General features: G+C 72.2%; 23 protein-coding genes. 8 read left to right on the top strand and 15 right to left on the bottom strand.

Going from position 1 to position 22,063, the window contains the following annotated elements; translation table 11 throughout:
* Positions 1–58: 58 nt before the first annotated feature.
* The 3 genes from JOC24_RS04020 to sigE form a co-directional block, all read right to left on the bottom strand.
* Positions 59–1,984 carry a S1C family serine protease gene (locus JOC24_RS04020; protein WP_205018671.1) on the bottom strand — a complete coding sequence of 642 codons (1,926 nt, stop codon included), beginning with the start codon at positions 1,982–1,984 and terminating at the stop codon, positions 59–61.
* Between the two features lie 90 nt (positions 1,985–2,074).
* Complete coding sequence (locus JOC24_RS04015) at positions 2,075–3,025, bottom strand: anti-sigma factor family protein (protein WP_205018670.1); 951 nt, start codon at positions 3,023–3,025, stop codon at positions 2,075–2,077.
* On the bottom strand, positions 3,022–3,783 hold the full coding sequence (gene sigE, locus JOC24_RS04010; protein ID WP_205018669.1) for an RNA polymerase sigma factor SigE: 762 nt from the start codon (positions 3,781–3,783) through the stop codon (positions 3,022–3,024). The genes JOC24_RS04015 and sigE overlap by 4 nt, the downstream gene beginning before the upstream one ends.
* 177 nt (positions 3,784–3,960) lie before the next feature.
* On the opposite strand from sigE, the gene JOC24_RS04005 reads away from it, so the two are divergent.
* Positions 3,961–4,626, top strand: a complete 666-nt coding sequence (locus tag JOC24_RS04005; protein ID WP_078597687.1) for an O-methyltransferase — start codon at positions 3,961–3,963, stop codon at positions 4,624–4,626.
* A 175-nt stretch (positions 4,627–4,801) separates the two neighbouring features.
* Here the strand turns inward: JOC24_RS04005 and JOC24_RS04000 are convergent, their stop codons facing one another.
* Complete coding sequence (locus tag JOC24_RS04000; RefSeq protein WP_003966491.1) at positions 4,802–4,969, bottom strand: DUF3117 domain-containing protein; 168 nt, start codon at positions 4,967–4,969, stop codon at positions 4,802–4,804.
* A gap of 313 nt (positions 4,970–5,282) precedes the next feature.
* Between JOC24_RS04000 and JOC24_RS03995 the strand changes: the two genes are divergently transcribed.
* On the top strand, positions 5,283–6,095 hold the full coding sequence (locus JOC24_RS03995; protein WP_205018668.1) for a 2-cyclohexenylcarbonyl CoA isomerase: 813 nt from the start codon (positions 5,283–5,285) through the stop codon (positions 6,093–6,095).
* A gap of 5 nt (positions 6,096–6,100) precedes the next feature.
* Here JOC24_RS03995 and JOC24_RS03990 read toward each other — a convergent pair whose 3' ends face one another.
* Both JOC24_RS03990 and JOC24_RS03985 read right to left on the bottom strand, forming a co-directional pair.
* A complete protein-coding gene (locus JOC24_RS03990) occupies positions 6,101–6,682 on the bottom strand; it encodes a DNA-3-methyladenine glycosylase I (protein WP_307792623.1) in 582 nt (193 codons plus the stop codon).
* Positions 6,679–7,071 (bottom strand): DivIVA domain-containing protein, encoded by a 393-nt coding sequence (locus tag JOC24_RS03985; protein WP_239579715.1) that lies wholly within the window; start codon positions 7,069–7,071, stop codon positions 6,679–6,681. Before JOC24_RS03985 ends, JOC24_RS03990 begins: the two co-directional genes overlap by 4 nt.
* Positions 7,072–7,233: 162 nt before the next feature.
* Between JOC24_RS03985 and folP the strand changes: the two genes are divergently transcribed.
* Complete coding sequence (gene folP / locus JOC24_RS03980; protein WP_205018666.1) at positions 7,234–8,106, top strand: dihydropteroate synthase; 873 nt, start codon at positions 7,234–7,236, stop codon at positions 8,104–8,106.
* A 129-nt stretch (positions 8,107–8,235) separates the two neighbouring features.
* Here folP and JOC24_RS03975 read toward each other — a convergent pair whose 3' ends face one another.
* Both JOC24_RS03975 and dapE read right to left on the bottom strand, forming a co-directional pair.
* Positions 8,236–9,021 carry an LOG family protein gene (locus tag JOC24_RS03975; protein ID WP_205018665.1) on the bottom strand — a complete coding sequence of 262 codons (786 nt, stop codon included), beginning with the start codon at positions 9,019–9,021 and terminating at the stop codon, positions 8,236–8,238.
* Positions 9,022–9,106: 85 nt separating this feature from the next.
* The gene (dapE, locus tag JOC24_RS03970) at positions 9,107–10,186 is read right to left on the bottom strand and encodes a succinyl-diaminopimelate desuccinylase (protein WP_205018664.1); all 1,080 of its coding nucleotides are present in this window, start codon (positions 10,184–10,186) and stop codon (positions 9,107–9,109) included.
* Between the two features lie 61 nt (positions 10,187–10,247).
* Between dapE and JOC24_RS03965 the strand changes: the two genes are divergently transcribed.
* Positions 10,248–11,159 (top strand): hypothetical protein, encoded by a 912-nt coding sequence (locus tag JOC24_RS03965; protein WP_205018764.1) that lies wholly within the window; start codon positions 10,248–10,250, stop codon positions 11,157–11,159.
* A 305-nt stretch (positions 11,160–11,464) separates the two neighbouring features.
* Positions 11,465–11,842 carry an ATP-binding protein gene (locus JOC24_RS03960; protein WP_205018663.1) on the top strand — a complete coding sequence of 126 codons (378 nt, stop codon included), beginning with the start codon at positions 11,465–11,467 and terminating at the stop codon, positions 11,840–11,842.
* A gap of 74 nt (positions 11,843–11,916) precedes the next feature.
* Here the strand turns inward: JOC24_RS03960 and dapC are convergent, their stop codons facing one another.
* The gene (gene dapC, locus JOC24_RS03955) at positions 11,917–13,020 is read right to left on the bottom strand and encodes a succinyldiaminopimelate transaminase (RefSeq protein ID WP_205018662.1); all 1,104 of its coding nucleotides are present in this window, start codon (positions 13,018–13,020) and stop codon (positions 11,917–11,919) included.
* A 100-nt stretch (positions 13,021–13,120) separates the two neighbouring features.
* Positions 13,121–13,441 (bottom strand): ferredoxin, encoded by a 321-nt coding sequence (fdxA, locus tag JOC24_RS03950; RefSeq protein ID WP_014154250.1) that lies wholly within the window; start codon positions 13,439–13,441, stop codon positions 13,121–13,123.
* 117 nt (positions 13,442–13,558) lie between these two features.
* On the opposite strand from fdxA, the gene JOC24_RS03945 reads away from it, so the two are divergent.
* From JOC24_RS03945 to JOC24_RS03935, 3 genes are all read left to right on the top strand, one after another.
* Positions 13,559–14,593: a GNAT family N-acetyltransferase gene (locus JOC24_RS03945; RefSeq protein ID WP_205018661.1), complete on the top strand. Its 1,035-nt coding sequence runs from the start codon at positions 13,559–13,561 to the stop codon at positions 14,591–14,593.
* A complete protein-coding gene (locus JOC24_RS03940) occupies positions 14,590–15,441 on the top strand; it encodes a transglutaminase family protein (RefSeq protein WP_205018660.1) in 852 nt (283 codons plus the stop codon). The genes JOC24_RS03945 and JOC24_RS03940 overlap by 4 nt, the downstream gene beginning before the upstream one ends.
* A 306-nt stretch (positions 15,442–15,747) precedes the next feature.
* The gene (locus JOC24_RS03935; protein WP_205018659.1) at positions 15,748–17,538 is read left to right on the top strand and encodes a coagulation factor 5/8 type domain-containing protein; all 1,791 of its coding nucleotides are present in this window, start codon (positions 15,748–15,750) and stop codon (positions 17,536–17,538) included.
* Between the two features lie 65 nt (positions 17,539–17,603).
* Here the strand turns inward: JOC24_RS03935 and JOC24_RS03930 are convergent, their stop codons facing one another.
* The 5 genes from JOC24_RS03930 to JOC24_RS03910 form a co-directional block, all read right to left on the bottom strand.
* Positions 17,604–18,041 carry a VOC family protein gene (locus tag JOC24_RS03930; protein ID WP_205018658.1) on the bottom strand — a complete coding sequence of 146 codons (438 nt, stop codon included), beginning with the start codon at positions 18,039–18,041 and terminating at the stop codon, positions 17,604–17,606.
* Positions 18,042–18,128: 87 nt separating this feature from the next.
* A complete protein-coding gene (locus JOC24_RS03925; protein WP_239579414.1) occupies positions 18,129–19,961 on the bottom strand; it encodes a hypothetical protein in 1,833 nt (610 codons plus the stop codon).
* Positions 19,962–20,391: 430 nt separating this feature from the next.
* Complete coding sequence (locus JOC24_RS03920) at positions 20,392–20,853, bottom strand: DUF6113 family protein (RefSeq protein WP_205018656.1); 462 nt, start codon at positions 20,851–20,853, stop codon at positions 20,392–20,394.
* Positions 20,850–21,767: an N-acetyl-1-D-myo-inositol-2-amino-2-deoxy-alpha-D-glucopyranoside deacetylase gene (gene mshB, locus JOC24_RS03915; RefSeq protein WP_205018655.1), complete on the bottom strand. Its 918-nt coding sequence runs from the start codon at positions 21,765–21,767 to the stop codon at positions 20,850–20,852. The genes JOC24_RS03920 and mshB overlap by 4 nt, the downstream gene beginning before the upstream one ends.
* 76 nt (positions 21,768–21,843) lie before the next feature.
* Positions 21,844–22,038, bottom strand: coding sequence for a hypothetical protein (locus tag JOC24_RS03910; protein WP_014154257.1), 195 nt, complete (start codon positions 22,036–22,038; stop codon positions 21,844–21,846).
* Between the last annotated feature and the right edge of the window lie 25 nt (positions 22,039–22,063).

Below are 22,063 nucleotides of genomic sequence, written 5' to 3'. Positions count from 1 at the left end.
GCCCGGACCGCTCCACGGTACCCGGCGAAGCTGTCCGTGCGGTACCTGCCGGTGTCCGTCAGGTACCGCTCGCCGACCCCAGTGTCAAAGTCACGGACAGGTCCTTGCCACCGCGGGTCAGGACGAGTCCGAGCCGGTCACCGGGCCGGTGGGCGCGGATCTTGACGATCAGTTCCTCGCCGCTGTGCACGCGTCGGCCCTCGACCTCGGTGATGACGTCGCCCGCCCGGATGCCCGCCTTGTCCGCCGGGCCCCCCTCGGTCACGGCCTCTCCGCCGTCGGCCGCCTTGCCCCCGACCTTCGCCCCGTCGCCGGTGAACTCCATGTCCAGCGTGACGCCGATCACCGGGTGGGTGGCCTTGCCGGTGTTGATCAGCTCCTCGGCGACGCGCTTGCCCTGGTTGATCGGTATCGCGAAGCCGAGGCCGATGGAGCCGGACTGGCCGCCGTCGAGACCGGATCCGCTGTCGGCGGCCCGGATGGCGCTGTTGATGCCGATGACCCGGGCGTCGGCGTCGACCAGGGGGCCGCCGGAGTTGCCCGGGTTGATCGGGGCGTCGGTCTGAAGGGCGTCGACGTAGCTGACGTCGGTGCCGTCTCCCTTCTCGCCGCCCGCGGTGATGGGGCGCTGCTTGGCGCTGATGATGCCGGAGGTGACCGTGTTGGACAGGTCGAAGGGTGCTCCGATGGCCACCACGGGATCGCCCACCCGCACGTTGTCGGAGTTCCCGAGCGGCAACGGCTTGAGGCCCGAGACCCCGGTCACCTTGACGACGGCCAGGTCGTAGCCGCTGTCCTTGCCGACGATCTCGGCCGAGGCGCTCTCCCCGCCGCTGAAGGTGACGGTGATGTCGCCGGTGGAACCCGCGGGGGCGACCACATGGTTGTTGGTGAGGATGTGGCCCTTGTCGTCGAGGACGAACCCGGTGCCCGTGCCGGACTCGGCGGAGCCGTTGACGTGCAGGGTGACCACGCTGGGCAGCGCGCTGGAGGCGATTCCGGCGACGCTGTCGGGTGCCCGGTCCCCGTCGTCGCGGCCGGACTGGGGCAGTTCGACCGTGGTCAGGCCGCCGTTGCGTTCGACGTAGGCGCCGATCCCGCCGCCGATCCCACCGGCGACGAGGGCGAGGAGCGCGGCTCCGACGAGGACGGTTCCCCGGCGACCCTTGCGCGGCCGGGGGTCCGGGCCGGGGCCGGGGTGGGTCAGCGGCTGGGCCGCGCCCCACGGGTCGTAACGCAGCCACTGGGAGGGCTGCTGCGGGGCCTGCCGGGAGGCCTGGGCGGCCTGCGGGGCCTGCTGGGAGGTCTGACTCGCGGAGAAGGTCCGCGAGTCCTGAGGGGCCGCGTGCTGCTGCGGCACGGTGTGCGGCGCGGGCAGGGGCGGCCAGGTCTCGGCGTGCCCCTGACCGCCGGGTGCCGCGGGAGGAGCGGGGGCGGGAAGCGGCGCGGCGGCGCCGTGGCCGTCCGCCCCTGCGTACGGCGGCGGTACGGGCGTCCCGTGGGCCGGAGTCGCCACCGGGCGCTGAACGGGCGGCGCGGGGGCCCACGGCCCCGGGCCGCCGTAGGGCGGGGTGCTGTACTCGTCGGGTGCGTGCAACGGCTGCGTGCGGTGCACGAGCGGCCCGGCCGGTGACGGTCCGGGCGTGCCCGGCTCGGTGGCACCGGGCGCGAGTGCACCCTGCTCGGCGGCCGGCGGTGGGGGCGTGCCCGGCTCGGTGGCATCCGGTGCGGGTGTGCGCGGCTCGGTGGCATCCGGCGTGTGCGGCCCGGGGGCCGGGGGCGCCGGGGTGTAGTCGCCGTCCGGTGTCACGTGGGTGCGCGGCTCGGCGGCCATCGGTCCGGTGGTCCCGTCCGGGTCCGTGCGCGCCACCGCACCGATGTCGGTGACGGCCGCCGTGTCATCCGGCCCGGCGGGGCGGTTCCGTTCCGTGGGGGGACGGCTCCACCACTTCGTCTTCGGCCCGCTGGGCTTCCCGTCGTCCATGCTCTCCCCGCAACTGGCCCTTGCACGCCCCCACAGAGGCGTCCCTGCGGGAATTCAACCAGGTTTGCGAATCCGCGCGCAGGGTCCCGGTCAGCGCAGCGGGGAAAGCGGCATCGCGCGCTCGCGCAGCGGTGGGGCGGAAGCCGTCGCGGACAGTGCGGACGGCTCCGGGGTCGCTCCCCCACCGGTGGCGGAGTACAGCGGGCCGGCGTCGGTCGGGCGTATGAGGGGCGGCACGGTCACGTTCAGCACGGGGAAGGTGAAAGTGCCTCCCGCGAGCGCCGAAGTGCTCAGCAGCGAGGGGGCGGAGGCGAGCACGGGGCGGGCGGACGCGTACGGTGCGGGGCTCGGCAGGGCGGCCGGGGTCTCTCCGGCCGCGAGGGCACCGCCGCCGCTGCTGCGGCTGGCCGCGACGCCCGCACCGCCGGTGCGTTCCTCCGCGGCGAGCGGAGTCGTGTTGCTGCCCGCGCCCTCGGCGCTGACCGGCGACTCGGGACCGTAGTCGAGCGGGAGCGATCCTCCGAGCGCGATGGCCGCGAGCGAGACGGCGCTGGCCGCGACGAACGCGAAGCGCCGGGCGCGCCAGGGCGAGCGGTCGGCCTCCCGGCCCACGTCGTGGATGCGGAACCCGGACCGGGGCGCGTCGCCCGGCAGCACGGCGGTCGATCCGTGGGCGGTGGGAAGGTATCCGAGGCCGCCCAGCGGTGAGCGCCCCGGCTCGGCGGGCGTGCCCGGCTGCAGCACGGGAAACGGGCCGTCCCCGAAGCGCCGGCCGCCGCTCGTGCCGTCGTCACCGCTGCTGGGGCCCCCGGGGAGACCCTGCAGACGGGCGAGGAAACCCTCGGAGGGCGAAGGGGACGCGGACGTCGCGAAGGCGCTCTTCAGCCGCCGCTGGGCGTCGGCCTCGGCCTTGCACCGCGCACAGGTCGCCAGATGGGCCAGCACCCGCTCCCGGGCATCGTGTTTCAGCTCGCCGTCGACGAGCGCGGCGAGCCGGTCCCCCAGATGCTGTTCCGCAGGGGTCGGACCTGTGACGTTCACGCCGCTCCGCCCTCCCCCGCAAGGACCGCGTCCGCAAGGGAACGCTGCTCGGCGCGGGCCTCGGGCGAACGGTGCTGGAGCGCCTTGCGCAGGTGCGATCGGCCGCGGTGGATGCGGCTGCGCACCGTCCCGAGCTTGACGCCGAGCGTGGCGGCGATCTCCTCGTACGAGAGGCCCTCGATGTCACAGAGCACGACCGCGGCACGGAACTCGGGCGCGAGGGTGTCCAGCGCCTGCTGTACGTCCGCGTCGAAGTGCGTGTCGTTGAAGACCTGCTGCGGGGACGGTTCACGGCTGGGCAGCCGTTCGGCCGCGTCGTCGCCGAGGGAGTCGAAACGGATCCGCTGCTTGCGGCGGACCATGTCCAGGAAGAGATTCGTCGTGATCCTGTGCAGCCAGCCCTCGAAGGTGCCGGGCGTGTAGGTCGACAGCGATCTGAAGACACGGACGAAGACCTCCTGGGTGAGGTCTTCGGCGTCGTGCTGGTTACCCGTCAGGCGGTAGGCGAGGCGGTACACGCGAGCGCTGTGCGTGCTGACGATCTCTTCCCATGAGGGCGGGGTCCACGCCTGGGAATCCGCATCTGAGGCGAAGGTCGCGGTCGGTGCGGAATCGTTGGAAGAACGGTCAGCAATGTCGGTCACGGATTTCGGCTCACCCGCCGGCCTGAGAAAGCGCCGCAGCGCACCTCTCCGGTCCACAGGCGCAGCCGCACCTCCCCTATCGGCTCTGGTGGTGTCCAGTGGAGCCCCTACCATAGCCACCCCGCCCGTTAGCTCCGGATAAGCCTTTTGCCTGTTGGCGCCCCGGTGTCCCCGGGAGCAAGAGGCACATTCCGGGCCAGGCCGCAGGGCCCGGTCCGCGTGTTCCCCTCTGTCCTCTCATAACGCCCGGTCCCATCTGCGGGTTCCCGGGCTCAGCGGATACAGTCACCGTTGCGCCAACTACGGGGACAGGAGAGGGTCATTACCGCCAACCGGCAGACGAGCTGGGCATTCGCCGACGCCTTTGTCGCCGAGGAAGAAGCTCTGCTCTGGGCCCGGGACCGGGCCCACGAGACAGGGCTCCGCCCCGTGTCGTCAGGCACCGGCGCGGCACTGCGCCTGCTCGCTGCCACCGCGGATGCCAAAGCGGTGGCCGAGATCGGCACCGGCACAGGCGTGTCCGGCATATACCTGCTGCAGGGCATGCGCCCCGACGGCGTACTGACCACCGTCGACCCGGAACCCGAGCGCCAGCAGTTCGCCCGTGAGGCCTTCCGCGCCGCCGGCTTCGCGACGAACCGGTCCCGCTTCATCCCGGGGCGCGCCCTCGACGTACTGCCGCGGCTCGCGGACGGCGGTTACGACCTCGTCTTCTGCGACGGCGACCGGCTCGAGAGCCTGGACTGCCTCGCTGAATCGTTGCGCCTGCTGCGGCCCGGTGGCCTGGTCTGCTTCGAGGGCGTCTTCGCGGACGGCCGCACGATCGACTCGGCCGCACAGCCGGCCGAGGTGCTGCGCCTGCGCGAACTGCTCCGGGCCGTGCGCGAGAGTCAGGAGCTCATGGCGACGCTGCTGCCCGTGGGCGACGGGCTGCTGTGCGCCGTGCGGCGCGGCTGACCGCCGGGCCCCGTACCCATCTGCCGGATCCGGCCCGACACGACGTACGGGATCCGGACCGGCCACACCTGAGGGATCCGGCACCGGCGCGCGTTGCCGCCCGCCGGCCCCGGACGCACCACTGCCCCGGCACGGAGTCCGTACCGGGGCAGTGATGAAGTGTGGGCGCTCCGCCTCAGCCGACGACCTTCTTCAGCGCGTCACCGAGTGCATCGGCCTCGTCCGGAGTCAGCTCGACGACAAGCCGACCGCCGCCTTCGAGCGGAACGCGCATGACGATGCCCCGCCCCTCCTTTGTCACCTCGAGCGGGCCGTCGCCCGTCCGCGGCTTCATGGCCGCCATGCTCGTTCCCCTTCCTGAAACCAGCTCATCGCAGCCGGCGGCTCCATGACAGGCGCTGCCTCACCGGCGTCGAACACAATGCTTCCTCCGCATTATCCCGCATCAGAGACCCCGATGACCAACATCGGTCGGCATCGCTTGCGCAACGCGCTCTCTCATAACCACCCAATTCGGCGATCCGGCTGCGATACTGCGCCGTCGTCGGCCCTCAGCCGAGGTCCAATCGTTAGACGCAGGTCACATGTGCGGCGCGCCGGAGGTCCGCCATGCTTGCCCGGACAGGTACGACGCCGGACCCGTAAGGAGACCTTCGATGGCCGACACCACGGCTGACAGCGTGCTCATGGACGTGAGCGACGGGCTCGCCACGATCACGATCAATCGCCCCGACGCGATGAACGCCTTGAACACCGCCGCCAAGGTCGCTCTCCGCGACGCCCTCAGGACCGTCGCGGACGACCCCGCCGTGCGGGCGGTTCTGCTCACCGCCACCGGGCGCGCCTTCTGCGTCGGCCAGGACCTCAAGGAGCACGTCGCCAAGCTCGCCGAGGCCGGCGGGCCGGAGGGCGGCAACGCGCTCAGCACGGTGCGGGAGCACTACAACCCGATCGTGCGTGCCCTCACCGAGATGGACAAGCCGGTGGTCGCGGGGGTGAACGGCGCCGCCGCCGGGGCGGGCTTCGGATTCGCGCTGGCCGCCGACTACCGCGTGGTCGCGGACACCGCCGTCTTCAACACGTCCTTCGCGGGGGTGGCGCTGTCCGCCGACTCGGGCGTGTCCTGGACCCTGCCCCGGCTGATCGGCGCGAGCCGCGCCGCCGACCTGTTGTTCTTCCCCCGCTCGATCTCCGCCCAGGACGCCTACGAGCTGGGCATCGCGAACAAGGTGGTACCGGCGGCCGACCTGGCGAAGGAGGCCCACGCGGTGGCCCGCGCCCTCGCGGACGGCCCGACGGTGGCGTACGCGGCCCTGAAGGCATCCGTGGCCTACGGAGCCGGGCACACGCTCGCCGAGACCCTGGAGAAGGAGGACGAGCTCCAGACGAAGGCGGGCGCGTCGCAGGATCACACCATCGCGGTCGAGGCGTTCCTCGCGAAGCAGCGGCCGAAGTACCTCGGCAGGTAGTACCGCTAGCGGCCGCCCCGGGCCACGCAGTCGGCCAGGTGGTCGTCGACCAGGCCGCAGGCCTGCATCAGGGCGTACGCGGTCGTGGGACCGATGAAGCGGATGGAGCGCTTCTTCAGGTCCTTGGCCAGCGCGGTGGACTCCGGGGTGACCGCGGGGACGTCGCCGAGGGTGCGGGGGGCGGGCCGGGTGGCCGGGTCCGGCGCGTACGACCAGATGAGCGCGTCCAGCTCCCCCGCGCCCCAGCCGGCCAGCACCTCGGCGTTGGCGAGGGTGGCGTCGATCTTCGCGCGGTTGCGGATGATGCCGGTGTCGGCGAGGAGCCGCTCCCTGTCCGCGTCGGTGAACTCCGCAACGGCGGAGATCTTGAATCCGGCGAAAGCGCTGCGGAAGCCCTCGCGGCGGCGCAGGATCGTCAGCCACGACAGCCCTGACTGGAAGGCCTCCAGGCAGAGCCGCTCGAAGAGGGCGTCGTCGCCGTGGAGGGGACGGCCCCACTCGGTGTCGTGATAGGCGAGGTAGTCGTCCGTGGCCAGGCCCCACGGGCAGCGCAGGCGGCCGTCCGGCGCCGCCTCGGCGCCGCTCACCGCCCGCCCTCCTCGTCCTGCGGGCCCTCCTCGGCGGCAGGCGGCTCGTCCTGCCGCTTGAACAGGTCGGGGCCGTTCACCGCGGTCGCCTGCGCCCCGGCGAGCGCGGACTCCAGCTCGGCGATGTGCGCGTCCCGCTCGGCGAGCTCGGCACCCAGGCGGCCGAGGGCCTCGTCCACATCGGCCATGCGGTAGCCACGCACGGCCATCGGCAGCCGCATGGCCTCGACATCGGCGCGGCCGACGGGCCGGTTCGTGGGCAGCGGGTCGGTGAGCCGCTCGGGCTCGACGTCCTGCAGCACCGCGCTTTTGCCTCCGCCGACCACCGCCAGGGTGACCGCGGCCACGACCACGGCCATCGTGAGCAGCAAGAACCAGAACACGTGCATCTCCCCGGAAGCGGAAAACCAGTCCGGGTCAGATCGTGCCATGCGGCACCGACAGTTAGGGTTTTTCGTTCGGGTCGCCGCGGCCCGCGCGCTCTGCGCCGGGGCCTCGGATGATCAGGAGAGGGCCTAAGGTCGCAGGCGGGCTACAGGGAGGAAGCGGGAATGCGAAGCGGGGCGCTCAGGCTGGGGCGGCGGGAGTTCGGGCCGCACGAGCCGGTGATCATGGCGATCGTGAACCGGACCCCCGACTCCTTCTACGACCAGGGGGCGACCTTCCACGACGAGGCCGCGCTCTCCCGGGTCGAGCAGGCCGTCACGGAGGGCGCCGCGATCATCGACATCGGCGGGGTGAAGGCCGGCCCCGGCGAGGAGGTGACGGCGCAGGAGGAGGCGCGCCGCACGGTCGGTTTCGTCGCCGAGGTACGCCGTCGGCATCCGGACGTCGTCATCAGCGTGGACACCTGGCGGCACGACGTGGGCGAGGCGGTCTGCGAGGCCGGCGCCGACCTCCTGAACGACGCGTGGGGCGGTGTCGACCCGAAGCTCGCGGAGGTGGCCGCCCGGTACGGAGCGGGGCTCGTGTGCACGCACGCGGGCGGCGCGGAGCCTCGCACACGGCCGCACCGGACCTCGTACGAGGACGTCATGGCGGACATCCTGCGGGTGACCGTGGGGCTCGCCGAGCGGGCCGTGGACCTCGGGGTCAGGCCGGACGGGATCATGATCGACCCGGGTCACGACTTCGGCAAGAACACCCGGCACTCGCTGGAGGCGACGCGTCGGCTGGACGAGATGACGGCCACGGGCTGGCCCGTACTGGTCTCCCTCTCCAACAAGGACTTCGTCGGGGAGACGCTCGACAGGCCCGTCAAGGAACGCGTGATCGGCACGCTCGCGACGACGGCCGTGTCGGCCTGGCTGGGGGCACAGGTGTACCGGGTGCACGAAGTGGCCGAGACCCGGCAGGTGCTGGACATGGTGGCGTCCATCGCGGGCCACCGGGCGCCTGCGGTCGCCCGACGGGGCCTGGCGTAGACCCGGACCCGGCTCCTCGATCGCCGCAGGGCCGCGTCCCGGCCCCGCGGCCTGCGAGTACGACGGGCCCGGTTCGCGTGCGGGCGCTCGAGGAAGGGTCCCGGTCCGCCGGGACCCCGGACGGAAGAACTAGCGCCCGACCTCCTTCGTCACCAGCCTGACCGCCTCTTCCACGTCGTCCGTGACGTGGAAGAGCATCAGGTCCCGCTCGGACGCCTTGCCCCCCGCGATCACCGTGTCCCTCAGCCAGTCCACCAGCCCGCCCCAGTACGCCGTGCCGAACAGGACGATCGGGAAGCGCGTCACCTTGCCCGTCTGCACCAGGGTCAGCGCCTCGAACAGTTCGTCCAGCGTGCCGAGACCGCCCGGCAGGACGACGAATCCCTGCGCGTACTTCACGAACATCGTCTTGCGGACGAAGAAGTAGCGGAAGTTGACGCCGATGTCGACATGTGGATTGAGACCCGACTCGAAGGGCAGCTCGATGCCGAGTCCCACCGAGACGCCCTTCGCTTCCCGCGCCCCCTTGTTCGCCGCCTCCATCGCGCCCGGACCGCCGCCCGTGATGACGGCGAAGCCCGCCTCGACCAGCGCCTTGCCGATCTGTACGCCCGCCTCGTATTCCGGCCCGCCGGCCGGGGTGCGGGCAGAGCCGAAGACGCTGATGGCGCTCGGCAGCTCCGCGAGCGCGCCGAAGCCCTCGACGAACTCGGACTGGATCCGCATGACCCGCCAGGGGTCGGTGTGCACCCACTCCGAGTCGCCCTCGGTGTCCAGCAGCCGCTGATCGGTCGTACCGGGCTGGACCTGGTCCCTGCGGCGCAGTACGGGCCCCAACCGCTGTTCCTCGGGCTTCGGCGCACCCTCGGGAATCTGCGCGCCCTCAGGGATCCGTGTGCCCTCCGGGTTGCCCATGACCTGCTCCCTCCGCCGACCTGCGATGTGCGTGTGTCGCTTCAGCGTAGATCGGTGGAGGTTACGCGCAGGGGAATGCCGTGAGTCAGCTGGTGAGCCAGGAGCGGAGACGCTCCTCGCAGTGCGTGATCCTCTCGACGCGCACATGCTCGTCCCGCTTGTGGGCGAACAGCGGGTCACCGGGGCCGTAGTTCACCGCGGGGACGCCCAGGGCGCCGAACCGGGAGACGTCCGTCCAGCCGAACTTGGGCAGTGCGACGCCGCCGACGGCGTCCATGAACGCCTTGGCCGCCGGGTGCGAGAGGCCGGGCATGGCGGCGCCGGTGTGGTCGTCCACGACGAACTCGGCGACGCCGCAGTCCGCGAAGACCTCCTGGACGTGCGCCTCCGCCTGCTCGGCGGTGAGGTCGGGTGCGTAGCGGTAGTTGACGACCAGGGTGCAGGCGTCCGGGATGACGTTGGTGGCGACACCGCCCTCGATGCCGACGGCGTTGAGCCCTTCGCGGTACTCCAGCCCGTCGATGACCGGCCGGCGCGGCTCGTACGCGGCGAGCCGGGCCAGCGCCGGAGCGGCCGCGTGGATCGCGTTGGACCCCATCCAGCCGCGGGCGGAGTGCGACCGTTCGCCCGCGAAGCGCAGATGGACCCGGAGCGTGCCCTGGCATCCGCCCTCGACCTCGCCGTTCGAACCCTCCAGGAGGACGGCGAAGTCCGCGTCGAGCCACTCGGGGTGCGCTTCGGCCACGTGTCCGAGGCCGTTGAGGTGGGCCGCGACCTCTTCGTTGTCGTAGAAGATGAACGTGAGGTCTCGGTTGGGCTCCGGCACCGTCGCCGCGATCCGCAGCTGGACGGCCACGCCCGACTTCATGTCGGAGGTGCCGCAGCCCCACAGGACGCCGTCGTCGTCGAGCCTGGAGGGCACGTTGTCCGCGATCGGGACGGTATCGATGTGCCCCGCCAGGACGACGCGCTCGCCACGGCCCAGCTGCGTCCTGGCCACGATGTTGTTGCCGTGGCGGTCGACGGTCAGGTGCGGCAGCGGGCGCAGGGCCGCCTCGATGGCGTCGGCGAGGTCCTTCTCCTGCCCGCTGACCGACGGGAAGTCCACCAGCCGGGCGGTGAGCTCGGGACCGTCCAGGGCGAGGTCAAGCGTGTGTCCATCCATGTCCACGACCCTAAGGGACTTCGGCATCGGCACCGCTCGTACCCTCCAGTACGGTGGGCCCGTGCCCCGGACCAGCTCACCTCCTCGCCGTAGCCGCACCCTCCGTGTCGCGGCCGCCCTCCTCGTGCTCGTGGCAGTGGCCGGCTATCTGGCCGTCCAGTACCTCTCCGGCTACAAGGGCTCGCCCCGCTGCACCGTCGGCCCGGCCGGCGGGGGCGAGGGCCGTACGTACGAGATGAGCCCCGAGCAGGCCGCCAACGCCGCCACGGTCTCCGCCGTGGGCACCACGCGCGGGCTGCCGGAACGCGCGGTGACGATCGCCCTGGCGACCGCGCTGCAGGAGTCCGCGCTGCGCAACATCGACCACGGTGACCGGGACTCGCTCGGGCTCTTCCAGCAGCGTCCCTCGCAGGGGTGGGGGACGCCCGCGCAGATCATGGACCCCGTGTACTCGTCCGGGGAGTTCTACAAGCACCTCGCCGAGGTGCCGGGCTATTCGCGGCTTCCGCTGACGGTGGCGGCCCAGCGGGTGCAGAAGAGCGGGTTCCCGCAGGCGTACGCGAAGCACGAGCCGGATGCCGCGCTGCTGGCCGCCGCTCTGACCGGACGCGCCCCCGCCTCACTGACCTGCTCCCTGCCGGCCGCGTCGGCGTCGACGGAGGGCCCCGGGGACGCGACCGAGGTGCGGTCCGATCTGGTGCGCGCCTTCGGGAAGGACGTCCTGCCCTCCGCCGGCTCGGCGGGTGCCTCCGCGGCGGGCACGGTGTCGGTGCCCGCACGGGCCGAGGGCGACGCCGCGTCCCGGCGCGGCTGGGAGCTCGCCCACTGGGCGGTCGCCCGGGCCGGCACCCTGCGGATCACGGAGGTCTCGTACGCGGGCCGGGTGTGGACCGCCGACACGGGCTGGCGGACGGAACGCGCGGGACCCGGGAAACCACCCACCACCACGGTCCGGATGCGGCTCGCTCAGTAGTACGACCCGTCATCCGTGCGGGGCGTCCGGCGTCTCCCGGACCCCGCTCCCGCCGCCGCTCCCCCGAAGCCTGCGGCGGGGGCGATTCTCGTTGCGCCCGGAGGGAAGTGACGGTTCCTCAGGAGCGCTCGGAACGGGTCGTCCGTCCGGGTCGCTCCGTTGCGGATTATCTGACGCATTACCCAGTCTTTGCCCGGGTGCCCCGCAACCTTCCCCGCCCCCGGACCGGTTGTTCAGTGCGTCCGATCACCGGACAGGCGGATTCCACATCCGCGAAACCGCTGACGTCCCGTCGAAGGAGCATCATGTCCCTCCCCCTGACCCGCAGGATCGCCCGTGCCGCGCTGCTGATCGCCGCGGGTGCGGCCCCCGTGGTCGGTGCGGCCGGTGCCGCCGGTGCCGCGGGGCTCCCGCAGACGCCCGCGCTCGGCGGCCTCACCTCGCTCGACGGTGCCGGGGTCAGCAGCACGCTCGACTCGGCCGCGAAGCAGGGCTCCGGGGTGGCGAACGAGACCGGCGGCAAGGTGGTCGGCACGACGCTTCCCGCGGCGGGCAAGACCCTCGGGAAGGCGGGCACCGTGGCGGACGGCGAGCTGACGGAGGACTCCCTCCCGACCAAGGGCCTGCCCACCCAGGACCTGAAGACCGGGAATCTGCCCACCAAGGGCCTGCCGATCGGCTGATCCCACCGGAGCGCGGCAACGCGTGGGGGCCTCGGGAGTGCGTACTCCCGAGGCCCCCACGCGTTGCGCGACGCCTAGGACAGCCGCTTGACCGCCGCGTCCACGCGCTCGTCCGAAGCCGTCAGCGCCACCCGTACGAAGCGGTCCCCGGCCGGCCCGTAGAAGTCGCCCGGAGCCACGAGGATGCCGAGCTCCGCGAGGTGTGCCACGGTCTCCCAGCAAGGCTCGTCACGCGTGGCCCAGAGGTAGAGGCTCGCCTCGCTGTGCTCGATCCGGAAGCCGTGCGCCTCCAGCGCCGCCCGCAGGACCGTGCGCCGCCGCGCGTACCGCGCCCGCTGCTCCGCCACGTGCGTGTCGTCGCCCAGTGCCGCGACCGTCGCCGCCTGGACCGGGGCCGGCGTCATCATCCCGCCGTGCTTGCGGATCTGGAGCAGTTCGCCGAGGACGGCCGCGTCACCCACGACGAAGGCCGCGCGGTAACCGGCGAGGTTGGAACGCTTGGAGAGCGAGTGGACGGCGACGATGCCCTCGTACGTCCCGCCGCAGACGTCCTCGTGGAGCACGGAGACGGGCTCGGCCTCCCAGCCGAGCTCCAGGTAGCACTCGTCGCTGAACACCAGCACGCCGTGCTCGCGCGCCCAGGCGACGATCCGGGTCAGCTCGTCCTTCGGCAGGACACGGCCCGTCGGGTTGGACGGGGAGTTGAGCCAGAGCAGCTTCAGACCCTCGGGGTCCAGCTCCGTCGGGTCGTCGTAGACGACGGGCTCCGCGCCGCAGAGCCGTGCGCCGACCTCGTACGTCGGATAGGCGAGCCTCGGGTGGGCGACCTTGTCGCCCGCGCCCAGACCCAGCTGGGTCGGCAGCCAGGCGACCAGCTCCTTGGAGCCGACGACCGGCAGCACGTTCTCGTGCCCGACACCCACCGCGCCGAGCCTGCGCTCCGCCCAGCCGGCCAGAGCGTCCCGCAGCGCCTCGGTGCCCCACACCGTCGGGTATCCGGGGCTGTCCGCGGCTGCGGTCAGCGCCTGCTGGACGAGCTCGGGCACCGGGTCGACGGGCGTGCCGACCGACAGGTCCACGAGGCCGTCCGGATGGCCCGCGGCCGTCGCCTTGTAGGGCGTGAGCTTGTCCCACGGGAAGACCGGGAGGCGGGAGGAGACGGGAACTGCTGCGGACACGGAACTCTGCTTTCTCGTACGGGGGCGGGGCGCCCCGGGAAACACCTCGGTCCCGCACGGTGACGAGCCGTACGGGACCGGGCGGCGCTCGTGCGGCCGCTTACTGGTTCTGCGGCGGAAGCGCGGCGATGAACGCGTGGTCGCGCTCGATGAGACCCAGCTTGGAGGCGCCACCCGGGGAACCGAGGTCGTCGAAGAACTCGACGTTGGCCTTGTAGTAGTCCTTCCACTCCTCGGGGGTGTCGTCCTCGTAGAAGATGGCCTCGACCGGGCAGACCGGCTCACAGGCTCCGCAGTCGACGCACTCGTCCGGATGGATGTACAAGGATCGTGAGCCCTCGTAGATGCAGTCGACGGGGCACTCTTCGATGCAGGCCTTGTCCTTCACGTCGACACAAGGCTGCGCGATGACGTAGGTCACGCTGTCGTTCCTCCTCGGTAGGGCGTTGGCTCTCGCGCGGGAGCGCGGCGTCGTCGATGCCCGCCCCTAGTATCTCCGTTCCGGGGCACGATCCGTACAGGAGGGGCAGACAGAGCTGTGGAATTCACCATGAGCGGACGGCTCGAAGTGCGCTTGACCCCTGCTGACGTGGGAAAACGCGTCTCCGTGCGACGTGTCGTCGGCTCTCCGGCCGAGGGCGCGCGGTTCACCGACACGGTCGGCGTTCTCACATCGTGGGACGACGGGGTGCTCTCCGTCACGACGAGGAGCGGCGAGGGCGTCCGCATCGCCGAGTCCTCACTGGTCGCGGGCAAGGCGGTGCCCCCCGCCCCGGCGCGCCGCCGCGGCCCCGCCGCGTCCTTCGCCGAACTCGCCCTGGTCACGGCACGTGCCTGGCAGCCCGTGGAGAGCGAACTCCTGGGCGAGTGGCGGCTGCGCGCGGCCGGCGGCTTCACCCGTCGCGCCAACTCCGTGCTCCCGCTCGGCGATCCGGGCCTTCCGCTCGGCGAGGCGCTCGGGCGTGTCCGGCACTGGTACGCGGAGCGGGGTCTGCCCGCCCGCGTCCAGACCGCCACGGGCGCCGAGGGCACGCAGGAGCGGCTCTGCGCGGGCCTGGAGGAGCACGGGTGGCGGCGTGAGGTGAGCGCCGAGGTCAGGATCGCGGCACTGGCACCGGTCGGCGACCTGGACCCGGACGTCTCCGTCGTACGGACGGGACGGGAGACGGACGACGCCTGGCTCTCCCGGTACCAGCGTTCCGCCGACCCGGGCCCACACGTACTGAAGGTGCTGGCCAGCGGCCCTTCGGTGTGGTTCGCCTCCGTGCCGGGCGACGGTCCGGCCGGGACTCCGGCCGCGATCGGGCGCTGTGTGGTGGACGGCCGCTGGGCGGGCTTCATGGCCGTCGAGGTCGGCCCGGAGTACCGGCGCCGCGGCCTCGCCACGGCCGTCATGACCGCGCTGGCGCGCAGGGCCCTGGAGGAGGGCGCCTCGGCCGCGTGGCTCCAGGTGGAGGCGGACAATGAAGGTGCCCGTGCGCTGTACGACGGCATGGGCTTCACCACCCACCACAGCTACCACCACTTCCGCCCGGGTGGCGGGGACAGCAGCAGGGACACGGATCGCACATGAGCATCGAGGATCGCGGCACGGCCGAGCGACGGCAGCGGTTCGCCGAGGAGGCGCGCGCCGAGCGGCCGGACGTCGCCCTGCTCTGCCTGCTGCTGGGCGCGGAGGCCACCCCGCCGCTGCCCGGGAACGCGGATCCGTACGGCGTCGACGCGGCGCAGATCGAGCTCGACCGGCTGGCCGGCCTCCTGCCGTACGGCGCCCGCGGGGCCCGCGCATGGGCGTCCGCGCTCGCCGAACTGCTCGGCGAGCGCTGCGGATTCGCCGGCGCCGTCCAGGACTACCAGCGGCTGGACTCCTCGGTGCTCCAGCAGGTGCTGCGGCGTCGCAGAGGGCTGCCCATCCTGCTGTCCGTGGTCTGGACCGAGGTCGCACGGAGGGCAGGGGCGCCCGTGTACGGAGTGGCGCTGCCGGGCCACTACGTGGTCGGCTTCGGCGATCCGGCAGAGCGGGTGCTGGCCGACCCCTTCGCCGGTGGCGCCCCGCTCAGCCCCGAGGAGGCGGAGCTGATGGTGGCGGGGGCGACCGGGGCACCACCCGAGACGTCGACGCCGGTGCCCGCCAGGCCGCTGGAGACGGTGCTGCGGATCCTGAACAACGTCCGGGCCTGGGCGGCGGCACGTCCCGAGCGTACGGACGTGGCGCTGTGGGCGCTCGAGCTCTCCCTGCTGCTGCCCTCGCACCCGGCCAGGCTCCGTTACGAGCGGGCCCAGCTCCTCGTGCAGCGCGGGGAGTTCCTGCGCGGAGCCGCGGAGATGGACGAGTACGCCGAGATCGTCGACACCTTCGAGCCGACCGCGGCCGAGGCCATCCGCCACCGCGCCCAGGCCGCCAGGGCTCTGCTGAACTAGCCCCGGGTCCGAGGCACGGGAGCCGTGAGCGGGCTGATCCGCGCAGCCCGGAATCCTGAACGGGGACCGGTCGAGCAGTCACCCTCTGAACTCATGTGCGGTGCGAAGTGGTGACGAACCATGCCTTTCGCCTCACCGTCGACGCCATGTGTTGCCCTTGCCGCAATCGATCGAGGCTCCTTCCGCACACCTCTTGACGTGTCCAGGACGACAGCGGTTACATCGGCAACGCGGGAGAGAGCGCTCTCTCCCGCTTCTCTCAAGGTTCCGTCGTGCACCCGTACCACGACCCAGGAGACGTCACCCATGCAAGTTCCCCCCACGCATACCGCACCCCCCACCGCACCTCGCCGGCACCGCCGCTCCAGGGCGCTCGGATTCGCCGCGCTCGCCGTCTCGCTGCTCATGGCCTTCCCCACAGCCCAGTCGGCGTTCGGCGAAGAGGCCGAGGAGATCCCCGGCGGGGGTGACCTCGGCCCCAACGTGCTGGTCTTCGACCCCTCGACGCCCGACATCCAGGGCAAGGTCGACGAGATCTTCAAGAAGCAGGAGTCCGCGCAGTTCGGCAGCGACCGCTACGCGCTGATGTTCAAGCCGGGGACGTACGACAACATCAACGCCCAGATCGGCTTCTACACCTCCATCGCCGGACTGGGCCTGAAACCCGACGACACCACCTTCAACGGCGACGTCACCGTCGACGCCGGCTGGTTCGACGGCAACGCCACCCAGAACTTCTGGCGCTCGGCCGAGAACCTCGCCCTCAACCCCGTCAGCGGCACCAACCGCTGGGCCGTCTCCCAAGCAGCCCCCTTCCGCCGGATGCACGTCAAAGGCGGCCTCAACCTCGCACCCGACGGCTACGGCTGGGCCAGCGGCGGCTACATCGCCGACAGCAAGATCGACGGCCAGGTCGGCCCCTACTCCCAGCAACAGTGGTACACCCGTGACAGCTCCATCGGCGGCTGGGGCAACGGCGTCTGGAACATGACCTTCTCCGGCGTCGAGGGAGCCCCCGCCCAGAGCTTCCCCGAACCGCCCTACACCACCCTGGACACCACCCCGGTCTCCCGCGAGAAGCCCTTCCTCTACCTCGACGGCGACGACTACAAGGTGTTCGTCCCCGCCAAGCGCACCAACGCCCGCGGAGTCTCCTGGAACGGCACACCCCAGGGCGAGTCCATCCCCCTGGACCAGTTCTACGTGGTCAAGCCCGGCGCCACCGCCCGGACCATCAACGCCGCCGTGGAACAGGGCCTGCACCTGCTGTTCACCCCCGGCGTCTACCACGTCGACGAACCCATCGAGATCAACCGCCCGGACACCGTCGCGCTCGGCCTCGGCCTTGCCACGGTCATCCCCGACAACGGCGTGACCGCGATCAAGGTCGGCGACGTGGACGGCGTCAAACTCGCCGGCCTCCTGGTCGACGCCGGAACACAGAACTCCCCCGTGCTCGTCCAGGTGGGCCCCGAAAACGCGTCGGCCGACCACGCGGCCAACCCCACCAGCCTCCAGGACGTATTCGTCCGGGTCGGCGGAGCCGGAGCCGGCAAGGCGACCACCGGCATGGTGGTCAACAGCCACGACACGATCATCGACCACACCTGGCTCTGGCGCGCCGACCACGGCGACGGAGTCGGCTGGGAGACCAACCGGTCCGACTACGGACTCCAGGTGAACGGAGACGACGTACTGGCCACCGGCCTGTTCGTCGAACACTTCAACAAGTACGACGTCCGATGGTCCGGCGAGAACGGCAGGACCATCTTCTTCCAGAACGAGAAGGCCTACGACGCCCCCGACCAGGCCGCCATCCAGAACGGCGACATCAAGGGCTACGCCGCCTACAAGGTCGACGACTCCGTCACCACCCACGAGGGCTGGGGCATGGGCAGCTACTGCTTCTTCAACGTGGACCCGACGATCCGCCAGCAGCACGGCTTCCAGGCACCGGTGAAACCCGGGGTGAAGTTCCACGACCTCCTCGTCGTCTCCCTCGGCGGCAAGGGACAGTACGAACACGTCATCAACGACATCGGATCCCCCACGTCCGGGACGGACACCGTTCCGTCCCAGGTCGTCTCGTTCCCGTAGCACCGCCGGCGCGGGGCCCGGTCACGCTCGTGGCCGGGCCCCGTCCCCCGGAGGGGGCGTCCTGCTCAGAGCACGCAGAACTCGTGGCCCTCCGGGTCGGCCATCTCCACGTGGTCGGGCCGCCCCCGCAGTTCGTGCACCCGGATCACCGTGCCACCGGCGGCCGTCAGCCGCTCCACCGCCTCGGCCACCCGGGGCCATCTGGTCTCCCACGGGACCTCCCGGCCACCGCCCGCCTGCACATCGAGGTGCATCCGGTTCTTCGCCGTCTTCGGCTCGGGGACCTTGAGGAAGGACAGTCCCGGTCCCCTGCCGTCCGGGTCGGACAGGTAGGCGCCGTCGTCCCACTCCTCCTCGGGGACGTCGTGGTGGCTGAACCACTCCTCCCAGCTGCCGAACCCGACGGGCGGCGGTTTCTCCACGTACCCGAGCGCCGAGGCCCAGAAGGCCGCCAGTGACTTCGGGTGCGCGCAGTCGATCGTCAGGCTCCATCTGGTGGACACGGACGTTCCCTCCTCTGCCGGGCCGTACGACGCCGCCCCCGCCCGGAGATCCGGACAGGGGCGGCCGTACGGCGGTGACGGGGCCGGTCAGCCCTCGCCGTCCAGTTTGATCGAGACGGTGCGCTCGGCGGTCGTCCTGCCGAGCAGCGCGCCCTGCATGGCCTGGGCCACGTCGGTCGAGCTGACCTGGTGCTTCTGCCCGTCACCCTTGGTGATCATGATGCCGTCGAAGACACCGTCGAGCAGCGTGTCGATCGCTTCCCTGTCGTAGACCGGGACCAGCTTGCCGTCGACGGGCTTCATGGACAGGATCTGCGGCAGGGACCTCGCGGGTCCGAAGTCGATCTGCTTCGGCCCGGCCTTGATGGTGATCAGCCCGGACATCGCCGGCTCGGCGAACTCCTTCATCGCCCGGTCCAGTTCGGCCTTGGTGATGGTGGGTTCGGTGGCCGCCACCGGCAGTTCGACGACGGCCGGTTCGCCCGTCTGGACCTGCGCCCGGTAGGCGTCGCGTACGGAGATCATCGACCGGTTGACGTCCAGCGCCTTGCCCGCCTTGCCGGGGACGGCCACGGCCTTGTTCGGCTGGAACTTGATCGTGCCGTCGTTGGCGGAACCGGAGACGCCCGCCAGGTCGGACAGCGCGACCCCGAGCTTCTCCTCGTCGACCGGGATCACCGGGTCGGCGGAGCGTGCCCCGCCGAACAGGGAGCCGATCACCGAGACCGGGTTGTAGTCGCTGCCCGCCGCGCCGCGGACGGTCTCCTGGCTGTCCAGGGTGAGACCGGCCTTGTCGGGGGCGAGCTCCTCCGCCTTGCCGTCCACCGTCAGCCGGAGAGGGCTCTGGGCCCGCTTGCCGAGGGCGGCGTCGAGCTTGGTGACCGCCTCCTCCTTCGTGCCGCCGCCGATGTCGACGCCGAGCACGGTGGTCCCCTTGGGGACCTCGGAGTGGTTCATCAGCAGGCCGGCTCCGTAGGCGACGCCGAACAGCACGAACACACCCGCGCCCAGGAGGACCAGCTTGGAACGGCCCTTCCTGGCGGGCGGGACGGCCTTCGGAGCGGGCCTGGGGGAAGGGGCGGGCGCCTGGGCACGTTCGCCCGCCGGTCCGCCTCCCATCGGGCCCTCGGGCGGCCGGACCCCGCCGGGCCCTCCCGGGAACGGCGAGCGGGACTCCGCGGGGATGACCGGGATACCGCTCGTCAGCGTGTCGCCGGAGACGTTGCCGCCGGGACCCGTCCCGGGGGCCGGTGCGGGTGCCTGCGGCGTCAGGATCGCGGTGTCGTCCGACATCCGCGGAGGTACGCCGCCGGGACCCCCCGGCCGGAGGCCGGACGGACCGCCGGGAGCCGGCCCGCCGGCAGCGCCGGGAAGCCGGTCGAGGTTCGGCGTCAGGGACGAACTTCCGGTGGCCGGGCCGGTGGTGGGTCCGGAGGGGCCGGAGCCGGGGCCGGCGGGCGGCCGCGCGCCGGGGCCCGGGGCGGACCGCGGGCCGGCGTCCAGGTCGTCGAGGGCGCTGCGGCCCGGACGGGGGGCGCCGCCCCTGTCGCCGGGCTGCTGCGGACCGTCCGAGAAGTACGGCGCGTCCGGACGGGGCGGCGCCGGGTGCCCGGAGTCCCGGCCGGCGGCGGAAGGGCCGCCGGAGGAGGGACCACCGGGACCGGAGCCGGGTGTTCCGGCAGCCGCGGGCGCCGCACCGGCGGCGCCGGGCGGCGGGGTCTTGCGCGGGGCGAACCAGTCGCTTCCGCTCTTCTCCCTGGCCGGCTTCTCGGCCGGGGCCTCGGCGGCCGGGCCGCCGTCACCCACGTCCGGGCCGGTGCCGGGGGCCCCGCCGGACGACGGCGCGGGTGCGCCGGGCCGCGGCGTGCTGCCGGTCCGCTCGGAGGCCGGACGCCCGCCGGACGCGTCCGTCTCGCTCATCGGCGTACGCATGACGACGGGCGGGATCGGACGCGAGCCCGGGATGTTGATCCGGATACGCGTCGTCAGCGTCGTCTCTGTTCTGGGCTCCTCGGACCGAGGCGGATCCACAGGCTCCGGAGTGTCCTCCGGCCCGTCCTGAGACGGGTGCAGCGACGGATACTGGCGTGATCCGTACGGCGGCGTACCCGATGGGTACGCGGCTCCGCCGCGCCCCTGAGGCCCGGAGGACGAACTGTCAGTTTCACGACTCAAAGCAGGTTCTCCCGATTGGCTCCGCCGCCCGTACTTCCCCCGTGCCGCAGGCCAGGGGACGGCTCGGCGCGCGCACCACCATACTGGCCGCCACCGTAGGACTCTCCGCGCCCGGGGGGAACAAGAATGCACCCACCACCGCACGGAGGGGCAATCCGGGGGCGGACATACCACATCACGTGCCGGGCCGACCGGTGTCGTTGGCCGGATACGGCAGCCGCGACATCGTGGCACAGATCACAGCCGCGGCCATCCCTCCGAGCATGAAGAGGGCCAGGCCGATCTCCTCCCCGAAGACGTAGTCGCCCTCGGGCCGCCCGCCGAGAAGGACGATGACGGCGATGAACCATCCCACCGCCGGCACCAGCGCGCCGAGCTGCGTCCTGGTCAGCATCCGGCCGCCGTAGAAGAGTCCCGCCGACGCGGCGAGCGCCAGCAGCAACCCGCCCGGGAACAGGGCCGCCTGCACGAGGGTGCCGGCGAGCCCGACGGCCGCGCCCAGCACCGCGAGACCCACGTACAGGGGGATCCGCCGGGGGTTCGGGGGCGCCGCGAGACCGGACGGCTCGGGGCTCCTGGGCGGGGCGTTGGTGCGCGGCGACTCCGAGGAGGCACGCCGCCTCTGCCTGCCGCTCATGCCCGTGCCCCCGGTGCGAGGGGCTCTTCCGGCAGGCCCGCGAAGAGGTCGTGCTCCCTGGCGCCTTCCTCGGCGCCCGGGGTGCCCCGCACCAACTCGTAGTACTCGGTGGTGAAAACGGGCTGCCCGAGGTCGTTCGAAAGAGCGAAGAACGTTCCGTCCACGGCGATCTGGGTGACGTGTGCCCGCATCGCGGCGGTCTTCGCCCCGGCGTACGCCGAGCCGTCGATCTCCGTGGTGATCCCGGCGTCGTCCACGACACCGGGTACGTCGTCGATCGCGGCGATCCCGGGGAAGGCGTCGGCGGCGGTGTCCCTCAGCCGTGCGAAGGCGTCCTCGGCCACGGAGCGGGGCACCCGGTTCCAGTAGACCTTGGCGACGGTGTGCGGGGCTCCGGCTCCGGCGTCGTACGCGGGATCTGCGGCCAGGTCCGCGGCACGCGTCGCGACGCGGTGCGCCTGGATGTGGTCGGGGTGGCCGTAGCCGCCGTCGGGGTCGTACGTCACCAGGACCTGGGGGCGCAGGGATCGGATCACCCCCACGAGGTGGCCGGCCGCCTCGTCGACGTCGGCGGCCCAGAAGGCACCCGGCCGGTGGTTCTGCTCCGTGCCCATCATCCCGGAGTCGTGGAACCGGCCGGGACCGCCCAGGAAGCGGTGGTCGGTGACCCCGAGCTTCCGCATCGCGGCCGCGAGTTCACCCGCGCGGTGTTCGCCCAGGCCGCCCTCCCGGTCCGCGGCGAGATGCGCGAGACCGGGCGGGATGACCTCACCCTCCTCGCCGAGGGTGCACGTCACCAGGGCGACGTGGGCGCCCTCGGCCGCGTATCTGGCCATGGTGGCGCCGTTGATGATCGACTCGTCGTCGGGGTGGGCGTGCACCAGAAGCAGACGGCGGGCGGGAAGGTCCTTCATGGGGCCACCCTACGAGCAGGCGGCCCCACGGACCGAACGCCCCGGGGTGTTCCGGGCCGGCCGGCGGCGCCCGTCGTCAGAACTTGATTCCCCCGATCATGCCTGCCACGTTCGACGTCACCTCCGAGATGGTCGGGGCGATCGACGAGCTCGCGAGGTAGAACCCCAGCAACATGCAGACCACCGCGTGTCCGCCCTTCAGTCCGGATTTCCGGATCAGCAGGAAGACGACGATCGCCAGCAGCACCACCGCCGAAATCGAGAGTGCCACGGCGGTTCACCTCCATCAGTACGGT

Source organism: Streptomyces sp. HB132, from assembly GCF_016909575.1.
Taxonomy (GTDB): Bacteria; Actinomycetota; Actinomycetes; order Streptomycetales; family Streptomycetaceae; genus Streptomyces.
This window is presented reverse-complemented; position numbering and strand designations above follow the sequence as displayed.

Excerpts from the sequence above, each read along its gene's own strand:
- JOC24_RS04020 (WP_205018671.1), bottom strand. The coding sequence starts at position 1,984 with ATGGACGACGGGAAGCCCAGCGGGCCGAAGACGAAGTGGTGGAGCCGT.
- sigE (WP_205018669.1), bottom strand. The coding sequence starts at position 3,783 with ATGGTAGGGGCTCCACTGGACACCACCAGAGCCGATAGGGGAGGTGCG.
- JOC24_RS04000 (WP_003966491.1), bottom strand. The coding sequence starts at position 4,969 with ATGGCGGCCATGAAGCCGCGGACGGGCGACGGCCCGCTCGAGGTGACA.
- JOC24_RS03995 (WP_205018668.1), top strand. The coding sequence starts at position 5,283 with ATGGCCGACACCACGGCTGACAGCGTGCTCATGGACGTGAGCGACGGG.
- JOC24_RS03985 (WP_239579715.1), bottom strand. The coding sequence starts at position 7,071 with ATGCACGTGTTCTGGTTCTTGCTGCTCACGATGGCCGTGGTCGTGGCC.
- folP (WP_205018666.1), top strand. The coding sequence starts at position 7,234 with ATGCGAAGCGGGGCGCTCAGGCTGGGGCGGCGGGAGTTCGGGCCGCAC.
- JOC24_RS03975 (WP_205018665.1), bottom strand. The coding sequence starts at position 9,021 with ATGGGCAACCCGGAGGGCACACGGATCCCTGAGGGCGCGCAGATTCCC.
- dapE (WP_205018664.1), bottom strand. The coding sequence starts at position 10,186 with ATGGATGGACACACGCTTGACCTCGCCCTGGACGGTCCCGAGCTCACC.
- JOC24_RS03960 (WP_205018663.1), top strand. The coding sequence starts at position 11,465 with ATGTCCCTCCCCCTGACCCGCAGGATCGCCCGTGCCGCGCTGCTGATC.
- JOC24_RS03940 (WP_205018660.1), top strand. The coding sequence starts at position 14,590 with ATGAGCATCGAGGATCGCGGCACGGCCGAGCGACGGCAGCGGTTCGCC.
- JOC24_RS03935 (WP_205018659.1), top strand. The coding sequence starts at position 15,748 with ATGCAAGTTCCCCCCACGCATACCGCACCCCCCACCGCACCTCGCCGG.
- JOC24_RS03925 (WP_239579414.1), bottom strand. The coding sequence starts at position 19,961 with ATGAGCGAGACGGACGCGTCCGGCGGGCGTCCGGCCTCCGAGCGGACC.
- JOC24_RS03920 (WP_205018656.1), bottom strand. The coding sequence starts at position 20,853 with ATGAGCGGCAGGCAGAGGCGGCGTGCCTCCTCGGAGTCGCCGCGCACC.
- mshB (WP_205018655.1), bottom strand. The coding sequence starts at position 21,767 with ATGAAGGACCTTCCCGCCCGCCGTCTGCTTCTGGTGCACGCCCACCCC.